The organism is Nocardia arthritidis (genome assembly GCF_011801145.1).
GTDB classification, from domain to species: Bacteria; Actinomycetota; Actinomycetes; order Mycobacteriales; family Mycobacteriaceae; genus Nocardia; species Nocardia arthritidis_A.
In genome coordinates this window covers 8,685,179-8,706,687 of sequence record NZ_CP046172.1, presented here as the reverse complement: position 1 = coordinate 8,706,687, position 21,509 = coordinate 8,685,179, and the positions used below count along the sequence as shown (strand labels likewise).

General features: G+C 66.7%; 21 protein-coding genes and 2 riboswitches. Of the genes, 12 read left to right on the top strand and 9 right to left on the bottom strand.

Annotation, left to right across the window (positions count from 1 at the left end; translation table 11 throughout):
* Positions 1-32: 32 nt before the first annotated feature.
* Positions 33-204, top strand: a riboswitch (M-box (ykoK) riboswitch).
* Positions 205-527: 323 nt separating this feature from the next.
* The 4 genes from F5544_RS39470 to F5544_RS39455 all read left to right on the top strand — a co-directional run bounded on the left by F5544_RS39470 (position 528) and on the right by F5544_RS39455 (position 4,810).
* Entirely contained in the window at positions 528-1,220 is a 693-nt protein-coding gene (locus tag F5544_RS39470) for a hypothetical protein (RefSeq protein ID WP_174867488.1), read from the top strand.
* Between the two features lie 133 nt (positions 1,221-1,353).
* A riboswitch (M-box (ykoK) riboswitch) is annotated at positions 1,354-1,525 on the top strand.
* 313 nt (positions 1,526-1,838) lie between these two features.
* On the top strand, positions 1,839-2,069 hold the full coding sequence (locus F5544_RS39465) for a hypothetical protein (RefSeq protein WP_167471247.1): 231 nt from the start codon (positions 1,839-1,841) through the stop codon (positions 2,067-2,069).
* A gap of 90 nt (positions 2,070-2,159) precedes the next feature.
* Entirely contained in the window at positions 2,160-3,914 is a 1,755-nt protein-coding gene (locus F5544_RS39460) for an NRAMP family divalent metal transporter (RefSeq protein WP_167477864.1), read from the top strand.
* A gap of 221 nt (positions 3,915-4,135) precedes the next feature.
* On the top strand, positions 4,136-4,810 hold the full coding sequence (locus F5544_RS39455) for a hypothetical protein (RefSeq protein ID WP_167477863.1): 675 nt from the start codon (positions 4,136-4,138) through the stop codon (positions 4,808-4,810).
* A gap of 8 nt (positions 4,811-4,818) precedes the next feature.
* Here F5544_RS39455 and F5544_RS39450 read toward each other — a convergent pair whose 3' ends face one another.
* On the bottom strand, positions 4,819-5,742 hold the full coding sequence (locus F5544_RS39450) for an endonuclease/exonuclease/phosphatase family protein (protein WP_167477862.1): 924 nt from the start codon (positions 5,740-5,742) through the stop codon (positions 4,819-4,821).
* On the bottom strand, positions 5,743-7,713 hold the full coding sequence (locus F5544_RS39445) for a glycoside hydrolase (protein WP_238846900.1): 1,971 nt from the start codon (positions 7,711-7,713) through the stop codon (positions 5,743-5,745).
* A 66-nt stretch (positions 7,714-7,779) separates the two neighbouring features.
* Between F5544_RS39445 and F5544_RS39440 the strand changes: the two genes are divergently transcribed.
* The 4 genes from F5544_RS39440 (at position 7,780) to F5544_RS39425 (ending at position 10,807) form a co-directional block, all read left to right on the top strand.
* Complete coding sequence (locus F5544_RS39440) at positions 7,780-8,442, top strand: response regulator transcription factor (RefSeq protein WP_167477861.1); 663 nt, start codon at positions 7,780-7,782, stop codon at positions 8,440-8,442.
* Positions 8,442-9,833, top strand: a complete 1,392-nt coding sequence (locus F5544_RS39435; RefSeq protein ID WP_174867487.1) for a sensor histidine kinase — start codon at positions 8,442-8,444, stop codon at positions 9,831-9,833. The genes F5544_RS39440 and F5544_RS39435 overlap by 1 nt, the downstream gene beginning before the upstream one ends.
* A 31-nt stretch (positions 9,834-9,864) precedes the next feature.
* A complete protein-coding gene (locus F5544_RS39430; protein WP_167477860.1) occupies positions 9,865-10,059 on the top strand; it encodes a hypothetical protein in 195 nt (64 codons plus the stop codon).
* Positions 10,060-10,267: 208 nt separating this feature from the next.
* Entirely contained in the window at positions 10,268-10,807 is a 540-nt protein-coding gene (locus F5544_RS39425) for a hypothetical protein (RefSeq protein WP_167477859.1), read from the top strand.
* A gap of 555 nt (positions 10,808-11,362) precedes the next feature.
* Here F5544_RS39425 and F5544_RS39420 read toward each other — a convergent pair.
* From F5544_RS39420 to F5544_RS39410, 3 genes are all read right to left on the bottom strand, one after another.
* Positions 11,363-11,965, bottom strand: a complete 603-nt coding sequence (locus tag F5544_RS39420; protein WP_167477858.1) for a DUF305 domain-containing protein — start codon at positions 11,963-11,965, stop codon at positions 11,363-11,365.
* Between the two features lie 89 nt (positions 11,966-12,054).
* Positions 12,055-12,483 (bottom strand): DUF6153 family protein, encoded by a 429-nt coding sequence (locus tag F5544_RS39415; RefSeq protein WP_167477857.1) that lies wholly within the window; start codon positions 12,481-12,483, stop codon positions 12,055-12,057.
* A 54-nt stretch (positions 12,484-12,537) separates the two neighbouring features.
* Positions 12,538-13,110 (bottom strand): AMIN-like domain-containing (lipo)protein, encoded by a 573-nt coding sequence (locus tag F5544_RS39410; RefSeq protein WP_167477856.1) that lies wholly within the window; start codon positions 13,108-13,110, stop codon positions 12,538-12,540.
* A 219-nt stretch (positions 13,111-13,329) separates the two neighbouring features.
* Between F5544_RS39410 and F5544_RS39405 the strand changes: the two genes are divergently transcribed.
* Together F5544_RS39405 and F5544_RS39400 are read left to right on the top strand one after the other, a co-directional pair.
* Positions 13,330-14,478 carry a class I SAM-dependent methyltransferase gene (locus tag F5544_RS39405; protein WP_167477855.1) on the top strand — a complete coding sequence of 383 codons (1,149 nt, stop codon included), beginning with the start codon at positions 13,330-13,332 and terminating at the stop codon, positions 14,476-14,478.
* A 126-nt stretch (positions 14,479-14,604) separates the two neighbouring features.
* Entirely contained in the window at positions 14,605-15,468 is an 864-nt protein-coding gene (locus F5544_RS39400) for a Bax inhibitor-1/YccA family protein (RefSeq protein WP_167477854.1), read from the top strand.
* Positions 15,469-15,532: 64 nt separating this feature from the next.
* Here the strand turns inward: F5544_RS39400 and F5544_RS39395 are convergent, their stop codons facing one another.
* Positions 15,533-16,168, bottom strand: a complete 636-nt coding sequence (locus F5544_RS39395; RefSeq protein WP_167477853.1) for a TetR/AcrR family transcriptional regulator — start codon at positions 16,166-16,168, stop codon at positions 15,533-15,535.
* 119 nt (positions 16,169-16,287) lie between these two features.
* On the opposite strand from F5544_RS39395, the gene F5544_RS39390 reads away from it, so the two are divergent.
* Complete coding sequence (locus tag F5544_RS39390; RefSeq protein WP_167477852.1) at positions 16,288-17,220, top strand: oxygenase MpaB family protein; 933 nt, start codon at positions 16,288-16,290, stop codon at positions 17,218-17,220.
* Between the two features lie 45 nt (positions 17,221-17,265).
* On the opposite strand, the gene F5544_RS39385 is transcribed toward F5544_RS39390, so the two are convergent.
* Complete coding sequence (locus F5544_RS39385) at positions 17,266-17,910, bottom strand: response regulator transcription factor (protein ID WP_167477851.1); 645 nt, start codon at positions 17,908-17,910, stop codon at positions 17,266-17,268.
* A complete protein-coding gene (locus F5544_RS39380; protein ID WP_203217452.1) occupies positions 17,898-19,115 on the bottom strand; it encodes a sensor histidine kinase in 1,218 nt (405 codons plus the stop codon). The genes F5544_RS39385 and F5544_RS39380 overlap by 13 nt, the downstream gene beginning before the upstream one ends.
* Positions 19,116-19,472: 357 nt before the next feature.
* Here F5544_RS39380 and F5544_RS39375 point away from each other — a divergent pair, with 357 nt between their 5' ends.
* Entirely contained in the window at positions 19,473-20,354 is an 882-nt protein-coding gene (locus F5544_RS39375) for a transglutaminase-like domain-containing protein (RefSeq protein WP_203217451.1), read from the top strand.
* A 379-nt stretch (positions 20,355-20,733) separates the two neighbouring features.
* On the opposite strand, the gene F5544_RS39370 is transcribed toward F5544_RS39375, so the two are convergent.
* Positions 20,734-21,387 carry a class I SAM-dependent methyltransferase gene (locus F5544_RS39370; protein WP_167477850.1) on the bottom strand — a complete coding sequence of 218 codons (654 nt, stop codon included), beginning with the start codon at positions 21,385-21,387 and terminating at the stop codon, positions 20,734-20,736.
* Positions 21,388-21,509: the final 122 nt, after the last annotated feature.

The following is a 21,509-nucleotide window of genomic DNA, read 5'->3' as shown; positions in this document are numbered from 1 at the left end:
CCGATTTCCGGAATGACAGGATTTCGCCGTAAACAGCACCTCGCTAGGTGAGGCTCCTGTACGAACACAGGCCACTGATCTGACGACGTCGAGAGACGCCCAAGATCAGGACAGGTCGTCCCGGATTAAGGGGCGATCCCAAGTGGCTTTCCGCGCAGCGGGATACGTCGTGCAGTGCCGAAACTCTGACGAGAGGGGTGCCCACCAGCGGATTCTGCCGTGGTGGCTTCCTCGCGTGCGCCCTGCTCGCGCCCCCGTGCGCCCGGCCTCGAGGAGGTGAGGAAAGGCCCGATGCCCATAGGCGACCATCCGTATCCGAGTCCCGGTCTTTCCGGGCCTCGTCGTGTCTCGATTCTCGTCACACGACCATGAACGCTTTCGTAATCCGCGGCCCGCGCCATATCGCGACCGCGTAATTCGTGCTGCCCGAATTATTCGGGCAGAAATCGGATTCAAAAATCCGCCCGCCATGGTTTTGTCATGCCCGAAAACGGTATGAATACCACCCGAGCTCCAAAGGTTTTTCGATGAGGAAGTTCAGCAGCTACGCGGCAGGCGCCGCGGTCGCGCTCGGCGCGCTCAACATCACCACTCCCGAGTCGACAGCGGTTCCGCCGCAACAGAATTCGTCCACCGAGGCGCCCGGCATCCACTGGACCGCGAACGTCGTCGACAAATCCATCGTGGTCAAGACCGACGCGGGCACCCTGTTCGCCAAGGACGGCCAGTTCGACGTGCTCGACGCCGACGGCCACGTGGCCGCGGGTATGCCGCTGAGCTACCGGCTGGACGACAAGGTCTTCCCGATCGCCGCCGAGATCGACGGCCACACCGCGATCCTGACCCCCGGCACCGATCCGGCAACCGCGACCCAGGCCCCGAGCCCGGCGCTGAAGCCGATCGATGCGCAGGCCGATTTCGATGCCGCGCTGAGCGCGGCCGGAACGCAATTCGGCCTGGCCACCGGCGTCGGCAGCCTGGTCGGCACCATCATCGGCGGCGGCGTCGGCTGTGTCGCGGGCGCGGTGGTCGGCGCGGTGCTGATGCCGCCGATCTTCCTGCCCGGCGCGGTCGGCGGCTGCCTCGCGGGCATCGTCGCCGGTGTCGCGCTCGGCGCGGCGGCGGGCACGATCGTGCTCGGCGTTCCGGTCGGCATCGCGTCGGCGATCCAATTCTTCCAGCGGCTCAACACCCCGCCCGCGGCGCCGGCGCAATCCTGAGCAATTCGGTCCGGTTGCGTCCCCAGTTGCGCAACCGGACCGAAAAAGATTGTGTCGCAACGACCTAGCCATAACCGAAGAACCGACCGGCACTGATTTGACTTTCGATCAGTCTGGGTGCAACATTTTCAGGTCAGCACCTCGCTAGGCGAGGCTCCTGTACGAACAAAGGCCACTGGTCCCACGACGTCGAGAGACGCCCAGGGCTAGGACAGATCGTCCCGGATTAAGGCGCGATCCAAAGTGGCTTCCCTGCCAGGGGGATACGTCGTACAGTGCCGAAGCTCTGACGAGAGGGGTGCCTACCTCGTCGTTTCAGGCGTGGGTATCCCTTACCGCGTGGTCTGATGCCATGAGTAAGCGACGCTCGCGTGCGTCTCGGCAGCAAGGAGGTGGGGGACGTTATGAAGTCCGGCGATAGTCCGTATCCGAGTCCGGTTCGAAAACCCCTATCGATACCAGCTCGCCGCGGCCTGATTACCGCCTGAAACCTGAAACCACCCATCGACCTACGAAGCGAATTCCGCTTTGGTGAGGGGGTCGGTGCTTTGGTGTCCGGGTTATTTTGCGGTGCCCGAAAAAGGTTGTGGTGACTGACTTTCCTGTCAGGAGTTCGCCATGGCGATCCTTGTTTTTCCGCGTCACATTTCCCTGTTCTCGATGCTGGGCGAGTCGGTTCGCAAGAACCGCGCCCGGCCCGGCCTGACCGTGCTTTCGGTACTGGGTGAGTCGGCCCGCAAGCAGCGTGCCCGGCGCACCCTCACCCCGCAGGAGCAGGCGAACCTGCGCGTCAGCCGGGGCCGCAATGCGATCTTCACCGCCTCGCTCGGCGGCCACACCACCTACTGATACGCATTTCGACGACGGCGTCGAACGGATCACTGAAGTCTCACCACTGCTGTTGTGCAGCAATGATTTTCAGGAAGCGAGGGAATGGCGATGGCCTTCTTCTCGAATGGCGGCAGCCGCCGCGACAACACCGCGACGGTAGCCGTTGCCCCCGCCAACGGCGCTCCGGCAGCACTGGATTCGGCACATGTCGGCGATATCGTCGGCGCCCTCGGCACCATCAAACAGCACGATACGGCGGAGGGCCGCAGCCGCTGGCAGCGGTTCCGCATGCTGCTCGCCGTCATCGGCCCCGGCCTCATCGTCATGGTCGGCGACAACGACGCCGGTGGCGTCGCGACCTACGCGCAGGCCGGGCAGAACTACGGTATGGCGCTGATTTGGACACTGGCGCTGTTGATTCCGGTGCTGTACGTCAACCAGGAAATGGTGGTCCGGCTCGGCGCGGTCGCGGGTGTCGGCCACGCCCGATTGATCTTCGCCCGGTTCGGCAAGTTCTGGGGTGCGTTCAGCGTCGGCGATCTGTTCATCGTCAACGCGCTGACCATCGTCACCGAATTCATCGGCGTCTCCATGGCATTGAACTACTTCGGTCTGCCCAAGGCGATTTCGGTTCCGCTGGCGGCGGTGCTGCTGTTCGCCGTGGTGGCCGGTGGTTCGTTCCGGCGTTGGGAGCGTTTCCTTTTCGCGCTCATCGCGATCAACATCGTGATGTTCCCGCTGGCGTTCATGGTGCATCCGAGCGTCTCGGAGACCGCGAAAGGCGTTGTGCCGTCGTTCCCCGGCGGGTTGAACTCGACGCTGCTGCTGTTGATCGTCGCCATCGTCGGCACCACCGTCGCGCCGTGGCAGCTGTTCTTCCAGCAGTCCAACATCGTCGACAAGCGGATCACCCCGCGCTGGATCAAGTACGAGCGCATCGACCTGTGGGTCGGCATCGTCGTCGTGATGATGGGCGCGGTCGCGATCATGGCCGCCGCGGCCTTCGGGCTGGCGGGCACCGACGCGATCGGCAACTTCACTGATGCGGGCGCGGTGGCGCAGGCGCTGCACGACCACAAGGGCCAGACCGTCGGCGCGCTGTTCGCGATCCTGCTGCTGGACGCCTCGCTGATCGGTGCGAACGCGGTCGGCCTCGCCACCACGTACACGCTGGGCGACACCCTCGGCAGGCGGCATTCGCTGCACTGGAAGATCAGTGAGGCCCCGGTGTTCTACGCCGGATACGCCCTGCTGCTCGCCGTCGCCGCCGCCGTCTCGTTCAGCCCGGACAATGTGCTGGGCCTGCTCACCCAGGGCGTGCAGGCGCTGGCCGGTGTGCTGCTGCCGTCGGCGACGGTATTCCTGGTGCTGCTGTGCAACGACAAGGCGGTGCTCGGTCCGTGGGTGAACACCACGCGGCAGAACATCGTCGCGGGCATCATCGTGTGGTCGCTGGTGCTGCTTTCGCTCGCGCTGACCGCGGCCACCTTCTTCCCCGATCTGTCGACGGCCACCCTGGAGATCGGATTCGGCGTCGGCGCGCTGATCGGCCTGCTCGGCGGCGGGGTGATCGCGCTGGCCAAAAACCGGGCAGACCGCAGGGATGCCGAGCGAACGGCGAAGGAACTCGGCAACCTCGATCCCGATCAGGTCGAGGAACTCGAGGATGTGCGGCTGAGCCGGGCCGAGCGCAAGGCCATCCTGGAGGCCGACCGCGATGCCTGGCGCACCCCGGCACTGGACACGCTGACGCGTCCGGCGTTCTCCTCGCTGCGCATGGCGGGCATGATCGCGCTGCGCGGGTACCTCGCCGTCGCGGTGGTGCTGGTCGCGGTCAAGGTCGTGCAGTCCATCGCAGGCTGAGAATGATTGCGGCGGTGTGGGATTCGGACCACACCGCCGCAATCGGGTGCCGCGTGCGGCTGCCCTCCGCCGCGGCATGGACCGAGTCGACGTTCGATACCCGATACATCGGTGCGCGCGGGCTGGTTATTACCCGGTGATCCGGGCCGCCGCATATCCGTTCGTGATACGGTTCGCCGCGGCGGCGAGTCGGATGCCCGCCGTGATCGAGGGGAGGGCCCGTGGCCGACCGTGTTGAGCCGGGAACCCATTCCGCGGACATTACGCCGGCGACCAAGCCGATGCCCGCGCTGTCGCTGGAGCCGCCGGGTAACGAGCGAGCCCGAGGCGGCCGGGCATTGGGTGTCGGGCTCCTCGCCGCAATCGTCGTCGTTCTCACCATCGCGCTGATTTCCGCTGTGACACTGCTGTTTTCGGTACAGCAGGATCGAAACCACCTCTCCGCCGAACGGGATCGGCTGGAAGCCGAACTCATCACCCTGAAATCCGATCGCGCCGGGAGGGACGCCGGGACAGCAGAATTCGAGAAGGTCGAACAGCTCGCCACCGGCTACGCGGTGGGCGCGGCGGCCGTCGACTACCAGGACATCGACGGGTGGGTCGCCCGGCTGAAGGCGAACACCACCGCGCAGCTGGCGAGCAAATTCGATACCACCGCAATACAACTGCGCGACATCGTCGTGCCGCTGCGGTGGAAATCCACCGCCACCGCGATCTCGTCGAAGGTGATCTCGGTAGTGGGCGGGACATATAAGGTCAACGTCTTCCTGAACGTCCACACGACCAATGCCCAGAGCCCCGGCGGCAACGAATCGACCGTCACCTACACGGTCACCCTCGATCGCGCGCTCGGCTGGAAGGTCACCGATGTGGGCGGGCTCGATCTGCCGAAATAGCCACTGCTTCAACGGCAGATGACCGCTGTCACGGCCCGATGATCGGGGCCGGGCGTCTCGAATGTGCTTGCGGCGGTGGCCTGTAGACCGCGGACCAGGATGTGATCCGGGCGGGCGATCGGAAATCCAGCGGGCCAGGTGAAACCGGGTCCGGTGCCCGCCCGACGTTGGACATCGAAATAGCCCGGCGCGAAACCAGGCCAGTTGCGGTCGGTGTCTGTGGTATTGAAATCGCCCAGCACGACGACATTTTCGGCACGGTCGGCGGTCAGCTCGGCAGAGAGGGTGTGCAGGCCGCGATCCCGGTCGGCGGTGGCGCCGGGCCGCGCCGACGGCAGGTGGACGACGTATACCGCGATCGTGCCGAATGGGGTTTGCACCAGCGCCCGCAATCCGCGCCGCCAACCCGCGCCGACATCCGCCGGGCCCGATCGTCCCAGCGGATAGCGGCTCCACAGTTCGACCGTGCCCTCGGCGTGGTGGTAGGGGTACGCGTCGGCCAGAATGGCGATGCCCGCCCGATCTGCTGACGTAACCTCCTGCAAGGCAACGAGATCCGCGCCGGTCGCGACCAATGCGCGGGCGGTGTCCGCCGGTTGCCGGTTGCCCGCGTACAGATTCTGGGTGACAACCCGTAACCGCTTGTCGCCCACTGTCATCGGATGCGACGCCCACCATGCTCCGAAGAGGTGTGCCCACACCAGCAGTGGAACCAGCGTCGCGGCGACGCCGAACGGAGCGCGCAGCCCGAGCGCCGCAACCGCGAGCACCGGGATCAGGAGTCCGAGCCACGGGGCGACGGTATCGAGCACGATGCCGAGGCCCATGAGGTCGGGCACCTCGCGGTGGCCGATCAGTGCGACGGTGAGAAGTGCCGCACCACAGGTGAATACGATATCCATCCGGCGCGGACGAAGCAGGGCGGCGATCATCTACTGTCCCGGGCAGAGCCTGCGCGGCGCGGCGTCACCGGACAATTTCGCGTCGACGCATCCCGCGGGCAGCCCACCGTAGGGCTGTGCGCCGAAGTTCGCGGTGACCGTGAGGGCATTGTCGCCGAAAACGGTGCGCTGGACCAGGCGGTCGTCGGTGAGCCAATCGAATTTCGTCATCGGCAGGGTGCCCGCCGCCTCGTGCAGCGGCGCGAAAAAGCCTTGCAGCCGGGCGATCTCGGGGCCGTGCTCGGTGATGGTCGCGCGGTCGAGCACGAGGTTGAGCGGGGTGTTGTTCAGCATCGCGGTGAGCGCCCGCATCGTCCGCTGTCGCGGCAGCTTGTAATAGGAGAGCTCCCAGCGGTCGACGTTGACGATCGAATCATGTAATGCCGTCTCGTACAGCGGAATTCGATAAGCGGGGTCGAACATCGCCTTCGCGATATCGGCGGGGAGATCCACCGGCTGGAAGAACGCCTTCGGTGCGCGCTCGGGCGCCCACGCACCCCACACCCGCCGGTCGCGCTGTAGCGGCCACAGCTTATCGGTGACCGGGGTCTGCGCGCCGTGGTCGAATGCCAATTCCGGTGCCGCCCAGGCTCCCGCGGCTTCCGAGCCGAGCACCTGGCGCCGGTCCTCGGCGAGCGTCCGCATGCGGGCCAGCCGGTTCTCCCGGTCCCGGCGCTGGTTCATCGGGTGGTCCGGGCTGTAGTCGTCGAAGAATTCGCCCGCCGCGTCGACATCGAGGAAGTAGGTGTTCGCGCCGTTGGCCGTCATCCGCGCATAGCGGTCCGCCAATACCGCCGAATCCTGGGCCAGTGCTTGCGAACTCAGGTAGCAGCCGCGATTACCGAAACCGGACTCCGGTGTGCCGTCCGCCTTCCGCACACAGCCCTGCGGCCACAGCCGGCCGGGCCAACTGGAGGACGGGTTGTCGGCGGTGGCCGGATCCTGTGCGTTGGCGTACGAATCGTACGGTCCGGCAAGGTATCCCGCCTGCTTCGCGGCGTCGACGGCGGCCGTGGACATCGGGTCCGCGCCGGAGTCGTAGCCGAGCCACATCCGGCTCACGCCGAGGTCGTGCAGCTGACGCACGGAATCGGGTGTGCGCCCATCGCCCCAGACGTAGGCGTGGAAGGCGCCGAGCAGCCGGGCGATCGACGGATTGCGCCCTATCTTGTCCCGCAGTGTGGTCAGCTGTCCGTGGTCGATCAGCCAGCGCCGGTAATCTTGAGCTGCCGCAACGGGATTCGCATCGGTTATGGCGAATGTGACCGTGTAGTCGAGTGTTTCGGCGCGGGTGTCGAAGGCGTGTTCGGCGCGGGCGCGCAGCCTGCCGTCCACCGAGGACACCGTCAGCGTGCTGCCGATATCGGTCGGCACCAGATAGCTCACGCCGCGGTCGCCGAGCCGGTAACTCCAGAAGGGCATGGTCAGCCCGGAGGTCAGGTCGAGCGAGTGATCGACGAGCGCGGCCGCGGCGGAGTTCCAGAACGGATCCGCGACGGGCAGCGACAGGCCCTCACCGCGTGGCAGCTGTAGCGCGCTCGCGGCCGGATCGGCTCCGGTCACCGGCCACACCAGGCGGCCGTCGCGGTCGCTGTGCACGGTCATCCGCAACCGTCCGCGCTCGGCCGCGGCGGTAACGGTGAGTCCATGGTCGGGATAGGTCCAGGTGGCGGCGTCCACATCGATGCGAACCGGTCCGGGCCGCCCCAGCGCCGCCTGCGCCGGTGCCGACAGTTGCGGCCCATGGTCGGCGGCGATCGCCAGGGAGGTGGTGTCCACCAGGGCGGAGCCGCCATCGATCGGGATAACCACGGTGTTGCCATCCAGTCGCACCCGGGCCGCGTCACGCGAGCGCTCGGTTCGCACCAGGGCGACAACGCCCAGCGTCACTGCCACGCACAGCGCCAGGATCAGGGCCGCGAGCACGGATTTCTCGGCTCGGTTCAAGGTTGTCCATCGCACCCGTCGCACGATTCCGGCGCCGGATGAGAACTGGATGAGAAGTTGCGGGCCGTAGTATCGGCGGACATGCGTGTGCTGGTGGTCGACGACGAATCCGCGGTGCGGGATGCGCTCGTGCGGGTGCTGGACAGCGAGGGTTACCAGACGCGCGGTGCGGCGGACGGCGCCGCGGCGCTCGCCGAAATCGAACGCTGGCGGCCCGAGGTGGTGCTGCTCGATGTGCTGATGCCGTTTCTGGACGGGTTGGAGACCTGTCGACGGCTGCGGGCCCGCGGCGACCGCACCCCGATCCTCATGCTGACCGCTCGCGACGCGGTCGCCGACCGGATCGACGGCCTGGACGCGGGCGCCGACGACTATCTGGTGAAGCCCTTCGACCTGGATGAGATGCTGGCCCGGGTGCGTGCGCTGGTGCGGCGCAGCTCGCCCGCCGACGGTGTGGTGCTGAGCTGCGCGGATCTGGTGATGGATACCGCGGCCCACCAGGTGCGGCGCGGCGACGCGGTAATCGAGCTGACCAGAACGGAATTCGCGCTGCTGGAGGTGCTGCTGCGCAATTCCGGGCAGGCGCTGCCGCGCGAGCTGCTGATCGAACGGATCTGGGGCGGGCCGTCATCCAATTCGCTCGAGGTGTACGTGCGGTATCTGCGGCGCAAGCTGGAGGATGCGGGGCGGGCGCGGTTGATCCACACGGTGCGCGGCGTCGGCTATCGGCTCGGGCCGCGATAATGTTGCCGCGCATCAGGATTCGTTCGCTGCGTGGCCGGATCGCCGCGTATTTCGCGGTGGCGATCGCGCTTTCGCTGGCCGCCATGGCGGTCGCCGCGTATTTCGTTGTGGCACATGAGCTGAACAGTTCGCTCGATATCGGGTTGCGCAGTCAGGCCACCAGGATCACCAGGCAGTTCGCGGTCGATCCCGATGTCGCGGCGATCTCCGGGCCGTGCCGGTACCTGGCCGCGCCGAGCTGTGTGCAGGTGGTGGCGGCCGACGGCCGGATCGAATCCGATCACTCCGCCGACCTGCTGCCGGTGGATGCCGAAACCCGCGCCGTCGCAACGGGCTCCCGGCCGGACTACTTCAGCGATTTCACCTTCGGCGGCTATCCGATGCGGATGTACACCGCCCAGTTGCGCCCCGGCGTCGCGGTACAGGTCGCACGGCGCTCGGATACCGTCGATACCGGCCTGCGGCGGGTCGCGGCGGCGCTGTTCGTCGCGGCGCTGGGCGGTACGGCGTTGGCCATCGGGATCGGATATGTGGTGGGCCGCCGCGCCTTCGCGCCGGTCACCGCGCTCACCGCGGCCGCGGAGCGGGTCGCGACGACCCGCGATCCGCGCCAGCCCATCGTCGTCCCGGATTCGACCGAACTCGGCCGTCTGGCAACGAGTTTCAACACCATGCTCGGCGAACTCGATCAGGCGCTGAGCGCCGAGCGCGAATCTCGTGCGGCGCAACGCCGTCTGGTGGCCGACGCCTCGCACGAACTGCGCACCCCGCTGACGGCACTGCGCGCCAACATCGATCTGCTCCGCCGCGCGCCGAGGCAACTCGACGAAACGGCCGCCGCGCTGCGCACCCAATCCGAGGAGCTTTCCGGTCTGGTCACCGATCTCATCGATCTGGCCCGCGCCGAGGATCCGGAGGCCGCCGCGGAATCCGGGGAGGATCTCCGACTCGATCTGCTGGTCGCGGAGCGGTTGGCGGTGGCCCGCAGGCATTGGCCGACAATCGCTTTCGACGCCGAACTGGAACCGGTCACGCTGCGCGGTGTACCCGCCCGGCTGGCCCGCGCGATCACCAACCTGCTCGACAACGCCGCGAAATTCAGCCCGACCGGCGCGACCGTCGAGGTGGTGCTGCGCGAGCGCCGATTGACGGTGCGCGACCACGGTCCCGGCATTCCCGCCGCCGATCTGCCGCACGTCTTCGACCGGTTCTACCGTTCGGCCGCCGCTCGCACCGCACCCGGGCACGGGCTGGGGCTGGCCATCGTCGCTCAGGTCGCGGCGCTGCACGACGCGACCGTCACCGCGGCGTCACATCCGGACGGCGGCGCGGTCTTCGAGCTGACTTTCGGCGAACCTGTGAACGCGGGGGGCCGGCGGTGCGATGACTGAATACCACCGGTGGTCAATGGAAGGGGACAATATGTCGGCGGACCAGCACCCGGACCCGGTCGCGCGGGCCGGATCCGGAAATGACGTTCCGGCAGCGAATTTCGAGATGGACCCGCTAGCCGCGGCCCACCCGCTGCCTCGTGCGGACGCGGGTGGCCGCCAGGACCAAGACTTCCGGGTCATCGATCTGACGGAGGATTTCGTCCGCGATTACGGCCTGGCTTGACGCGGCCGGAGCGCACTCGGGTTCTCCGATATCGTCCGAGCCTGACAGTATTCACCTCGGGCCGGATGGGTTCCGGTCCGTGGCGTACCGATTGACAATCGATATCGGCATGCCGTGCTGACGACACGCACCTGGGCAAGTACGGTCGGAATGTCCGGCTCATGTCCGGGTGTGCGGCCGGAACACCTGCGGGGAGATAGGGATAATCATGCGAGGACTGGAACGAGCCGGACTAGCCGCGGCCGCGGCGGCCACCGCCGCCGGCATCCTGCTGATCGGCGCCTGCGGCAAGCAGGTGGCGGGTAATGCCCAGGTGAACCAGTCGGATCTGGCGGCATACACCTCCGAGGTCACCGCCTCCTCGATCGCGGCGTCGTCGTCCAAGGCCGCCGCGGCCGAGACCGCCGCCGTCACGGCATGCAGCACCTACCGGGACGCGCACGAGGCGTCGGTCGCGTCGTTCAACGCCTATATCGACGCCAGCAACAACCATGCGCCGGACGAGAAGGACAAGGCCGCCGCCGCAGTGGGATCGCTGCGCGACACCGCGAACAAGATCGACCAGAAAATCACCAAAGAGGTGCCCGACGATGTGGCCACCGCGCTGAAGAACTACCGCGACGACGCGAATAATCTCGCAGGCACGCTGGAGAGGAATCCGGACACCGACACGCTCAACGGCGTGATCGACAAGTTCAATGCCACCAAGGACAGGGCGACCACCGTCTGCAGGGCACACGGCCGCTAAGGCCCCGGCGAAATCACTTCCGGCCGCGCAGTACCAGGAAGGCCACATACGCCGCGCCCGCGATGGCGACCCCGACGACCACGACGATCCCCGACAAAATGAAGTCCATGATCCGATGGTAGGCGGCATTCGCGGGCGCGGCCGTTGCTTATTCGCGATGCGGGCGGGTTGCCCGATCTCGGGCGCGTCGGCCGATCAAAGATTAGGTCGCACAACAGGATTGACATACCGGTCAGCCGGGTGAATGGGCTTCGCAAGGACTTCGGCGGCGCGCGGCGGAAACGAGAAGCGGAAAGCCCGGTGCGTACGAACTTTCCGCCTCCGTCCCGGCGTTCCCATCTCCGTAGGAACTCCGTGGACCGGATACCCGACCGGCCGTGCGCACTCAGGGAGGTGCGGACCGATCCGCGGGCACCGGCCCGGGACCACTACCAACTCGACACGCCTCGAATCTAGTCCGCGCCGCCGGGCCCGGAAATCCGTGGCGGCCAGCGTTTTCGCAGGTGATGACGGCTCGCTGACCGCACGATGACGGATTCGCTATGCCCGCGAGCGTCAGCTTTTGGCGAGCATGCCCCGCATGGTGTCGATCTCGCGTTGCTGATCGGCCGCGATGCCGGTGGCCAGCTGTTTCGCGTCATTGTTGATTCCGCTGGAAAGTTCGGTCCGCGCCATGGTGATCGCGCCACTGTGGTGCTCGATCATCATGGTCAGCCACTGCCGGTCGAAATCGGCGCCGGAGGCGGCCCGCAGCGCCGACATCTGCTCGGGCGTCATCATGCCGGACATCATGTGGCCCGAGGCCGATGGCGCGGGCTTGCCGAAGCTCCGCAGCAGGTCGGCGAACCGCTGCATTTCGGGGCTCTGCGCCTTCTCCACCGCAGCGGCGAGCGCGAGCAGGTCCGGATTCTGGCTGCGGCTCGGCACCAGTTGGGCCATCTCGACGGCCTGCGCGTGATGCGGGTACATCATCTGCAGGAAGGTGACGTCGGCATCGTTGAAATCGGTGCGGGTAGGCGCCGCGGCGCTCGTCGCCGAGTGCTGCATACCGGACATGCCGCTGTCGGATTTATCGGAGTTGCCGGAGCATGCTGCGGCCAGCAGTGCGGTGGCGATCGCGGTGGCGGCGAACGCGATTCGGGTACGGGTGGTGAACATGATTGATCTCCTGGGGAATTGCCGATGGTCGGATCGAAGTCAGGTGGAATCCGCGCTCGCGCAATGGGTGTGCGGGCGCGGCGGACCTGTCAGATCCGCAGAATCGACAATTCGGCGCGGGAGAGCACCGTCCAGGGTGGTGGACGCTCGCGGCGCGGTCGCCAGTGCCGGGGGAGCGCGATACCGGTCCCGGGTCGGTCGACGGCCAGCCTGGCCAGCACCACCAGGCCGATGGCGAGGGCGAAGGCCGCGAGCACGAAGACGCACGCGTGTATGCCACCGTGCGCGGCGGCGCAGCCGTCGGATCCGCAATCTTGTTGGTGCACCGGCATTTTCGCCGATTCGACGGTGGCGGATGCGGCGTGGTGTGTCATCGCGGCGCCGGTATGACCGCCGGATTCGCCGTGCGCGGGAAATGCGAATACTCCCGCGTGCATCGCGACGATCCCGGCGAGCAGCGCGAGCAGGCCGAGCATCCGGGCCGCCCCGGACGCTCGCCGCTTGCGCTGCTCAATCACGGCGGTCATTCTACCGGTTCGATATACCCCTAGGCCGTACGGGTGTATTCCGGCTCATGCGGCGATGTCGACGACCAGCCGGGATGGGTTGCTCTGGGGGCCCGCCGAGAAATTCGGCTTCGCGCCGTTGAGCCCGATGAACAATTGCGTGGTGCCTTCGAAGACGGCGGATTCGTAGACGCCGGTGATGCCCGGTGCGCTCGCATCCGAGGTCGGGTTGGGGCCCGTGTACGCGGCGACCTTACTGTCCGGCGGATTGGCCGAACCGAGAATCCGCACCTCCAGTACCGATTTGCCCGGCACATCGACGGTCTTACCGCTGCCGTCCTGAACCGCCTTGTCGGCGTAGCCGATTCGCCACCCCGGCGTGCCGTCGCCGCCGAGCGCGAACACCACCCGGTCGAAGCCCTCATGGTGTTCGATGCCGATATCGGTGACGGTCAGCGCCGCCCCGTTGGCCGGTTTCGTTTCCTTCGATTGCGCGTCCTTCAGCGGTGCGACCGGCGTCGCCGCACCTGCCGCCGCCGCGGCCGTCGTGGATTTCGGGGCATCCGTGTTCGACCCACCGCCGCAACCGGCGAGCAGCGCCGCGGTAGCGGCGAGGGTCAACACCATCCTGTAACGCATGGGGCCAGATCGTACTGAGCGGCAGCCGATCTCGCAGTGAACAGGAAATGGCGGCGGCGAGTCGTCGTCGGGCGGGTTGAGCGGGCCCGATCCGGCGGTCGCGGCGCGGGCCGGTAATGCCTTGTCTCGCAGCAGGTCTGCGACCCGGACCGGCCGCCGGGCACAAGCGGATCCGGGGGTGCGCGTGACCGATGGGCAACGATCTAGCACACTTGACCCGTGTGCGATGTCGAGGAGGTGCTCGGCCGATTGCGGCGGTATCCGGACGTGGAGGCGGTGAACCTCTACGCGGTGGATGCCGCCGATCGGCTGCTCCTCGACGTCGCCGATGAAGCTCTCGCCGCTGCGGGTAGCGGAGAAGTTGCGGTTATCGGCGACAGCTACGGCGCGCTGACCATCGGCGCGATCGCCGGACATGACCTACGTGCGGTCCGGGTGCATCAAGACCTGCTGACCGGCGAGCTGGCGCTGGCCAATAACGCCCGCGCGGTCGGCCTATCCGATCGCTACACCGCGCACCTGCTCGGCCAGCAGTTGCTAGAAGATGTCCGGGTGGTGCTGCTTCGCCTGCCGCGCATGCTCGGCGGGCTGGCCGAGGTCGCCGATGCCATCGCCAGGTACGCCGCACCCGAGGTGACGGTGTTCGCGGGCGGCCGCGACAAATATCTGACCCATTCCATGAACGACGTTCTGGCCCAATCATTTTCCGAGGTGCGCGCCAGCCGCGGCAGGCAGAAATCGCGCACCCTCCTGGTCGCGGGTCCCAAACCGGTTGGGGAGCCGCCGTTTCCGGTGCGCGAGCGAATCGCCGATCTCGGCATCGACGTGATCGCGCACGGCGCCGCCTTTTCCGGCGCCCGCCTCGACATCGGCACCCGATTCCTGCTGCAGCATCTGAAGCAGATGAAGCCCGATGCCCGCGATGCGATCGATCTGGGGTGCGGCACCGGCATTCTCGCCGTATCGCTGGCCAAAGCGCGTCCGCGCATCAAAGTGGTCGGCACCGACCAGTCGGCCGCGGCGGTCGCCTCGGCGCGCGCCACCGCCGCGGTCAACCACGTCGACGACCGGGTGACGGTGGTCCGCGACGACGCCATGTCCACCGCGGCCGCCAACAGTGCCGATCTGGTGCTGTGCAATCCGCCGTTCCACGTCGGCGCCGCGGTGCACACCGGTTCGGCGATCAAGATGTTCGCCGAGACGGGTCGGGTGCTCCGACCGGGCGGCGAGCTGTGGACAGTCTTCAACTCACATCTCAACTACCGTGGTGTGATCCAGCGCATGGTCGGCCAGACCGAAGTGGTCGGCCGCAATCGGAAATTCACGGTTACACGTTCTGTACGGGGCTTGCACGAGCCCCAGCGGTAGAGTCCGAATTGTCCGGCTATCCGGGTTCCTGGGAACTCGACGCGAATGTCGGACGTTGGACCGAGCAGTTGGATATCGAGCGAAGGCTCGACGGACAGCAGCAAACGACACCAGAAAGGGACGCAGGTGCGTACCACGAGCAACCCGGTCTTCAGAAACTTGCCGAGGCAGCAGGGCGGTGGCTACGCCAACTTCGGAACGGGTATGCCGAATGCCGGCCAGTTCGGCCAGTACGGCAACCCCTACGGCCAGCAGCAATACGACCAGTACACCCAGCCGTATCAGCCGGTCCCGGCCACCCGGGCGATGACGATCGACGACGTCGTCATCAAGACCGGCATCACGCTGGGCGTGTTGGCGCTGTCGGCGATCATCTCCTACACCCTCACCCACGCCAATACCGCGCTCGCGCCACTGTTCGTGGTCGGCGGCGGCCTGATCGGCCTGGTGCTCGTGCTGGTCGCGAGCTTCGCGAACAAGCAGAACAGCCCGGCGATCGTGCTGTCCTACGCGGTGTTCGAAGGTCTTTTCCTCGGTGCGCTCTCGTTCATGTTCACCAACATCAAGTTCGGTGGTGTCGGCGGTAGCGCGCTCATCGTGCAGGCGGTGCTCGGCACCTTCGGCGTATTCGCGGGCATGCTCGTCGTATACAAGACCGGTGCGGTCCGGGTCACACCGCGATTCACTCGGATCATCGTCGGCGCCATGATCGGTGTCCTGGTGCTCGCGCTGGGCAACCTGATCGCCGGCTTCTTCATCTCCGGCGGTCTCGGCCTGCGCGACGGTGGCCCGCTGGCCATCATCTTCAGCCTGGTCGTGATCGGTATCGCGGCGTTCAGCTTCCTGCTCGACTTCGACGCCGCCGATCAGCTGATCCGGGCGCAGGCGCCGGAGAAGGCGGCCTGGGGCGTCGCGCTCGGCCTCACCGTCACGCTGGTGTGGCTGTACGTCGAGATCCTGCGTCTGCTGAGCTACTTCCAGAACGACTAGTAGCGAACGGCTTTCGAGCATAGAGCGGGCGGTCGCCGAATTTCGGCGGCCGCCCGTTCGTATTTCAGCTCTCGGCAGGGAGCTGGGCGGACAGGTCGATGCCCGCGAGCAGCATCGCGGTGATCAGCTCGACGAGATGCGCACGGCCGGTGGGATATTCACCGCGCAGCCAGGCGGCGAACAGCTCCATGACGCCGCTGACGGCGGCGAAGGCGGCCATATCGGTATCGAGTTGGCTCGGGGCCCGGTCGTCGAGCAGATCGCGCGTCATCGCGGCCATCACATTGGCGATGGTGCGTGTGTTGGTCACCCGGGATCGCTGCAAGACCTCGGACGAGTTGGCTTGCAGCAGTAGCTTTCCGCGTCGCGGATCCGCCAGCATGAAATCGACGGCCGCCACGACGGAGGCGTGCACCTGGGCGCGGGTATCGGGCGCGGGCGCGAGCGCCGCGGTGACGACGGCCTCCAGTCCCTGCCCCGTCACCTCCTGCGCGAGTGCCTCGAGAATGGCGTCGCGGTCGGCGAAATGTTCGTAGAAGTAGCGGTCGTTGAGCCGGGCACGCCCGCAGACGGCCCGTTTGGTGACCGCGTTCGGCCCGCCCTCCGCCATCAGGTCGAGTGCGGCCTCGATGAGCGCGGCGCGGCGCCGGGCGCGGCGCTCGGCCGCGGATTCGCCGCCGTAACTGCGTGTGGCTGCCATCCAGGGATTATCGCGCATGCCCTTGACTCTCCGGTCAGTTCTGGTGCACTCTGGCACCAGATGAATTTGGTGCCATTCTGCACCAGAATGATCGGTAGTGCTCGGACGAAGGAGTCCCCATGACGTGCCCTGTACATAGCAATGTCATGACCCTGCCCGCGAGTGGCACGGCCACCGGCGTCGTCGAGCGATTCGAGGAGGTGGCCGGTTCGGTCTTCGTCGGGCTGTTCGCCGCCGCGCTGTTCGATCAGACGATGTTGCCCGCGATATCGGCCGCACTCGAGCGCACCGGCCGCATCCGCAACACTCCGTGGGAGCGGGCGACGCGCTCCGCGGCCTCCGATCAGATCGTGTTCCTCGGCGAAGACGCCGACAGCACCGCCGAAATGGAACGCCTCAAACTGTTGCACCGCGACGTCAAGGGCGTTGCCCCCGACGGCACCCGCTACAGTGCGCTCAACCCGGAGAACTGGAACTGGATCCTGATCAGCACCTTCTTCATGTACCGCGGCGCGTTCGCCGCCCTGACCGGCGAAAAGCTCAGTGCCGCAGACAATCAGGCGCTCTGGGATCATGTCCGGACCAAGACCGAGCCGCTGCAACTACCCGGCCGTTCCCGCCTGATCGAGGACTATGCCGAGCTGTGCGCCTACTACGACCAGATGGCCGCCGAAAAGCTAACGGTCACACCGACTCTCATCGCCGCTATGGAAACCGTGCGCCGCGCCCCACGCCCACCCTTCCTTCCCGCCGCGACCGAACCACTGTGGCGGCTGGCCCGCCCGGCGGCCGGACATGTAGCCGCCGTACTCGGTTACGGCACAATGCATCCCGGTGCCCGCAGGGTGCTCCCCATCCGCTGGACCCGCCGCCACGACCTCGAATTCGTCGCTCTCACAACCCTTTTCCGGGTGGCGTACCGCGGCCTGCCCGCGTGGGCGACGGATACGCCCTTGGCGCGCAACCGTCGCCGCTATCGTCGCCTGATCTCCACCTATCAGAGCGTCGGCCTGTCGTCTTTCGCACCCGATCGGCCGATCGCCAGCGCGTGAACCGTGCGCTTCTTGCGCATCGACCGGTTCCTGGTCGGTGCGCACTCACCGCGCGCCGAGGTAGCGGAGCACCGCGAGTACCCGACGGTGGTCGGAACCATCTTGCGGCAGATCGAGTTTGGTGAGGATGCTGTTGATGTGCTTGGCCACCGCGCGCTCGCTCACGACGAGATGGGCGGCGATACCGGCGTTGGAGCGACCGTTGGCCATCAGTTCCAGCACCTGGCGTTCGCGCGGGGTGAGCCGGTCGAGCGGGCCGCGGTCGCGGCGCACCAGTAGCTGCGCCACCACCTCGGGATCGAGGGCCGTGCCGCCGGTGGCGACGCGGCGCAGCGCCTCGCCGAACTCCTCGACATCGGCGACGCGTTGCTTGAGCAGGTAGCCGACGCCGCTGGTCTGTGTCGCGAGAAGCTCTGCGGCATAACGTTCTTCGACGTACTGCGAGAGCAGCATCACGGCCGTGCCCGGCTGGTCGCGCCGGATGGTGAGCGCGGCACGCACCCCTTCGTCCCGGAAATCCGGTGGCATCCGGACATCGATGACGGCCAAGTCGGGCCGATGCTGGTCGACGGCGGCGAGTAACGCCTGCGCGTCGGCCACCTCGGCCACGACCTCGAATCCGGCGAGCCGCAACACCTGTACCACGCCGACCCGCAGCAGCACCGAATCCTCGGCGATCACTGCCCGCATGGCATCTCCGCCGCGAGCCGGGTCGGACCGCCGGGCGGGCTGGTCACCTCGAAACGACCGTCGACCGAGGCGACGCGGCGGGCCAACCCCGTCAGCCCGGTGCCGACGTCCGCGTCGGCACCGCCGATACCGTTGTCGGACACCGTTATCCGAAGTCGATCGCCCGTGCCGTCGACGGTCACCTCGGCCTCGGTCGCGCGGGCATGTTTGATCACGTTCGTGAGCGCCTCCGAGACGACGAAGTAGGCGATGGCCTCGACGGTAGCGGGCGGGCGTACCGGCAGCCGCACCACGAGCCGCACCGGCACCGGGACCTCGCCGGCGATTCCGGACAGCGCCGCGTCCAGGCCGCGATCCTCCAGCACCGGAGGGTGCAGGCCGCGGATCAGGTGACGGAGTTCGGTGATGGTCTGTTTGGCCTGGTCGTGCGCGTCCTCGAGCACCTTGCGCGCGGCGTCGGGGAGATCGGTGAGCGTGGCCCGGGCGATGCCGAGGTTGACCGCGAGCGATACCAGCCGTTGCTGGACACCGTCATGGAGGTCGCGTTCGATGCGGCGGCGTTCGGCATCGGCCGCATTCACCGCGCCCGCCCGGCTCTCGGTCAGGTCGTCGACCCGGCGCGCGAGGAGTTCTTCGCGGCTCGGGCCCAACAGTTTTCGGGCGGTCCACCGGTCGACGCGCAGCAGGGCGGGGGTCGCCCGCGCCAGGGCGAAAGCCATGACGGCCGCCGCGATCGTCCAGGCCACGGCGTGGGTGATGACGGGTCGCCAGCCACTCGGCGTCAGCCACATCCATATCAGCACCGTGCCCGCCACCGCCATGACGAGCCACGACAGCGCCAGCACGATGCCGAAGCAGAGCTGCAGCGGTCCGACGATCAGGTGATACACCAGTTGCCGCGCCCGGGTTGCCGACCAGAGGACCCGTTCGTCACGGGATGCGGGAATTTCGTTGTCAGCCAGGCGGAATCGGTTGCGCTGCAAGATGGTCAGCAGTGGCGTAGCGAGTACCACCGCCGCGACCGGTCCGGTCATCAGGACGATTGTCACCGGCGGCAGTGCGGTCGGAATCCATCGCCACGGCAGGATCAGAACCATCATCACCCCGGTCTGGATCAGTGCGCCGACACCCGCGGACGCGGCCTGCCGGTTCGTGATCCCGAACAACCGCCGCATGCCCGCACTGACACGCAACATCATCGGCATATGTCCACGGTAGAAGGATGCCGATGTGGAAGGCCACCACACAAGCATGTCTATATGGGGTGTCACCAGTGCCACCGTGCAGACACACTGTCGCGCGGGCTCCCGCTTCGAAACTGGTTCAGCATCATCTAAACCGACGCGGAAAGCTGACAACGATGCGCAGATGTCGACGGAAACTACTGTGGCCGAGATGGTTCCGCCGTCGGCCTGCGTCTCGGCCCAGGATTGCCGGTACGGCAACGGGATATTTGCCAATTATCTTCCGGCACGGTTGGATTCGGGTTGGTGACGGCTGAGACGTTCATTGGACGGCGCGGATATCTGGACATTCGGAATTCAATTTTGTAGAACGACAGGGTGAACGAACAAATGTTCTACGCATCCCAGAGCCCGTTCACCGATCCCGGTGCGATGTCGTGGTGGCTGGACGGTGTCGGTTCGGCGCTACCCGACATTCATGCGGCGGCGCATGGGCTGGTGTTCCACTACCGGGCCAATGGTGACATCACCGGGCACGGCTTCCCCGCCGAGCGTGTGCACGAGATTGATCTGCGCTACGCCGATGAAATCCTCACGCGGCTACACGAATTGGATCCCGCACCGCCGGCCCGTGCTCGCGCGACAACCGATCGCGTCGTCGGCTGCTGCCGCGACTTCGCGCTCCTGTTCGTCGCCATCGCTCGCCACCACGGGATACCGGCTCGGTCCCGGGTCGGGTTCGCGACGTACTTCACGCCGGATTGGGCGGTGGACCACGCGATCGCCGAGATCTGGGATCATGGCGAATCTCGTTGGCGGCTGGTCGATCCCGAACTCGACGAGCACGACGAATTCGACAGGATGGACGTGCCGAGGGACAGGTTCCTCACCGGCCCGCTGGCATGGACGCAGTGCCGTTCCGGCGCACTCGACCCCGAAAGATTCGTGGTGGCATCGGATTTGGCGGAGCCGTCCACCCGAAGCTGGCCGCAGCTGAGATACAACCTGCTACAGGACCTCGCGGCCTTGAACAAGCACGAAATGATCCTCTGGGACGAGTGGGGCCTGCTCAACGAGCCCACCACCGACGAACTCACCCCGAAACTCGACGCGCTCGCCGCCCTCCTGAGCCCGGTCGACGTCGCGGTGGACCAGATCCGGGCCGCATTCGACGACCCGGCATTACGGGTGCCGGAGGTTGTGACAAGCACCTCCCCGGTGACCGGTACCGCTACCCGAGTCCTCTTGCGCGCCAACTGACTTGCACTCCGTTCGCGGCCCACGACAATCGATTTCGAGAAGCGTCGTGCTCGGATGTTCCGCCCAGATCACTGACGAGCGCCGCCCGCACATGTGGCGCCGACTGCCGCGCATCTCCCTCGACGGCCCGCCCGCCGACCACCACCATCCGCTTCCCGCAGACGCCTCGCCGAGTATCAGCCGAACCGATATCGGATAGGCATGAATCGCTGCGAATCCGAAGACCGATACAGAACCGGCACCCGGTTGATCAGACGTGTGCGATGGCACTGCGTGCGGATGACGAGCCGAAATGTGTTGGGGCTCGGGATATCTGGTAATGCCGATTTTGGGAAGGAATCGAACGCCCTGTCATGGCGGCGGATGTAGGTCGCCCGACCTATAGGGATGGCTCGCGGTGTGCGAAAAGGAATGCCTGCGAGGATTTTTCACCCGGATCCAGCAGCATTTGGGCCTCGACCTCGAATCCGGCGTCATGTAGCCAGGTGGTCACTTGGTCCGGCTGGCGGCGGTGTACATGGACCTTCATCGGGTGACCGCCGTAGCCCTGTTTCTTCAATTCTGATCCGGTGCCGACATGGAACAGGAGCTGCAACGGTCCGCCCGGACGCAGTACTCGATGAAAGTGACCGAACACCTTCGGCACCGCGTCGTCGGGGATATGGATCAACGACTGCCAGCAGAGCAGGCCGGCCAGCGAGGCGGCCGGGAGATCGAGTTCGGTCATGGAGCCCACTTCGAACCGCGGGCCGGGGTGGTCACGCCGCGCCGTCGTGATCATCCCGGGAGACAGGTCGACGCCGAAGGCATCGACACCCAGCTTGTGCAGGTGGGCGGTGACTTGCCCTGGGCCGCAACCGATATCGGCAACCGGACCTCGGCCCGCAGCATGCACGCTCTCGGCGAACAGCGCAAGCGCCCCGCACAGGTACCGATGTCTGGTGATGGCATCGCGTACTCGGTCGGCATAGTCGACCGCGACTGTGTCGTAAGAGGTTCGAGTGTCGGTCAACCAGTCGTCGTCGGTGTGCACGACCGCCACGGTAGCCCGGCAGCGATTCCCTCCAGTCGGAAAGGGGGTGGGCGAAGTGACTTCGCACGGTAGGAACCGCGGCCGGATTCGGCGAGTATCGCGCTCGATCCGATCCGAACCGC

Coding starts and splice junctions, on each gene's coding strand:
- F5544_RS39470 (WP_174867488.1), top strand. CDS start 528: ATGAGGAAGTTCAGCAGCTACGCGGCAGGCGCCGCGGTCGCGCTCGGC.
- F5544_RS39465 (WP_167471247.1), top strand. CDS start 1,839: ATGGCGATCCTTGTTTTTCCGCGTCACATTTCCCTGTTCTCGATGCTG.
- F5544_RS39460 (WP_167477864.1), top strand. CDS start 2,160: ATGGCCTTCTTCTCGAATGGCGGCAGCCGCCGCGACAACACCGCGACG.
- F5544_RS39450 (WP_167477862.1), bottom strand. CDS start 5,742: ATGATCGCCGCCCTGCTTCGTCCGCGCCGGATGGATATCGTATTCACC.
- F5544_RS39440 (WP_167477861.1), top strand. CDS start 7,780: ATGCGTGTGCTGGTGGTCGACGACGAATCCGCGGTGCGGGATGCGCTC.
- F5544_RS39435 (WP_174867487.1), top strand. CDS start 8,442: ATGTTGCCGCGCATCAGGATTCGTTCGCTGCGTGGCCGGATCGCCGCG.
- F5544_RS39430 (WP_167477860.1), top strand. CDS start 9,865: ATGTCGGCGGACCAGCACCCGGACCCGGTCGCGCGGGCCGGATCCGGA.
- F5544_RS39425 (WP_167477859.1), top strand. CDS start 10,268: ATGCGAGGACTGGAACGAGCCGGACTAGCCGCGGCCGCGGCGGCCACC.
- F5544_RS39420 (WP_167477858.1), bottom strand. CDS start 11,965: ATGTTCACCACCCGTACCCGAATCGCGTTCGCCGCCACCGCGATCGCC.
- F5544_RS39410 (WP_167477856.1), bottom strand. CDS start 13,110: ATGCGTTACAGGATGGTGTTGACCCTCGCCGCTACCGCGGCGCTGCTC.
- F5544_RS39395 (WP_167477853.1), bottom strand. CDS start 16,168: ATGGCAGCCACACGCAGTTACGGCGGCGAATCCGCGGCCGAGCGCCGC.
- F5544_RS39390 (WP_167477852.1), top strand. CDS start 16,288: ATGACGTGCCCTGTACATAGCAATGTCATGACCCTGCCCGCGAGTGGC.
- F5544_RS39385 (WP_167477851.1), bottom strand. CDS start 17,910: ATGCGGGCAGTGATCGCCGAGGATTCGGTGCTGCTGCGGGTCGGCGTG.
- F5544_RS39380 (WP_203217452.1), bottom strand. CDS start 19,115: ATGCCGATGATGTTGCGTGTCAGTGCGGGCATGCGGCGGTTGTTCGGG.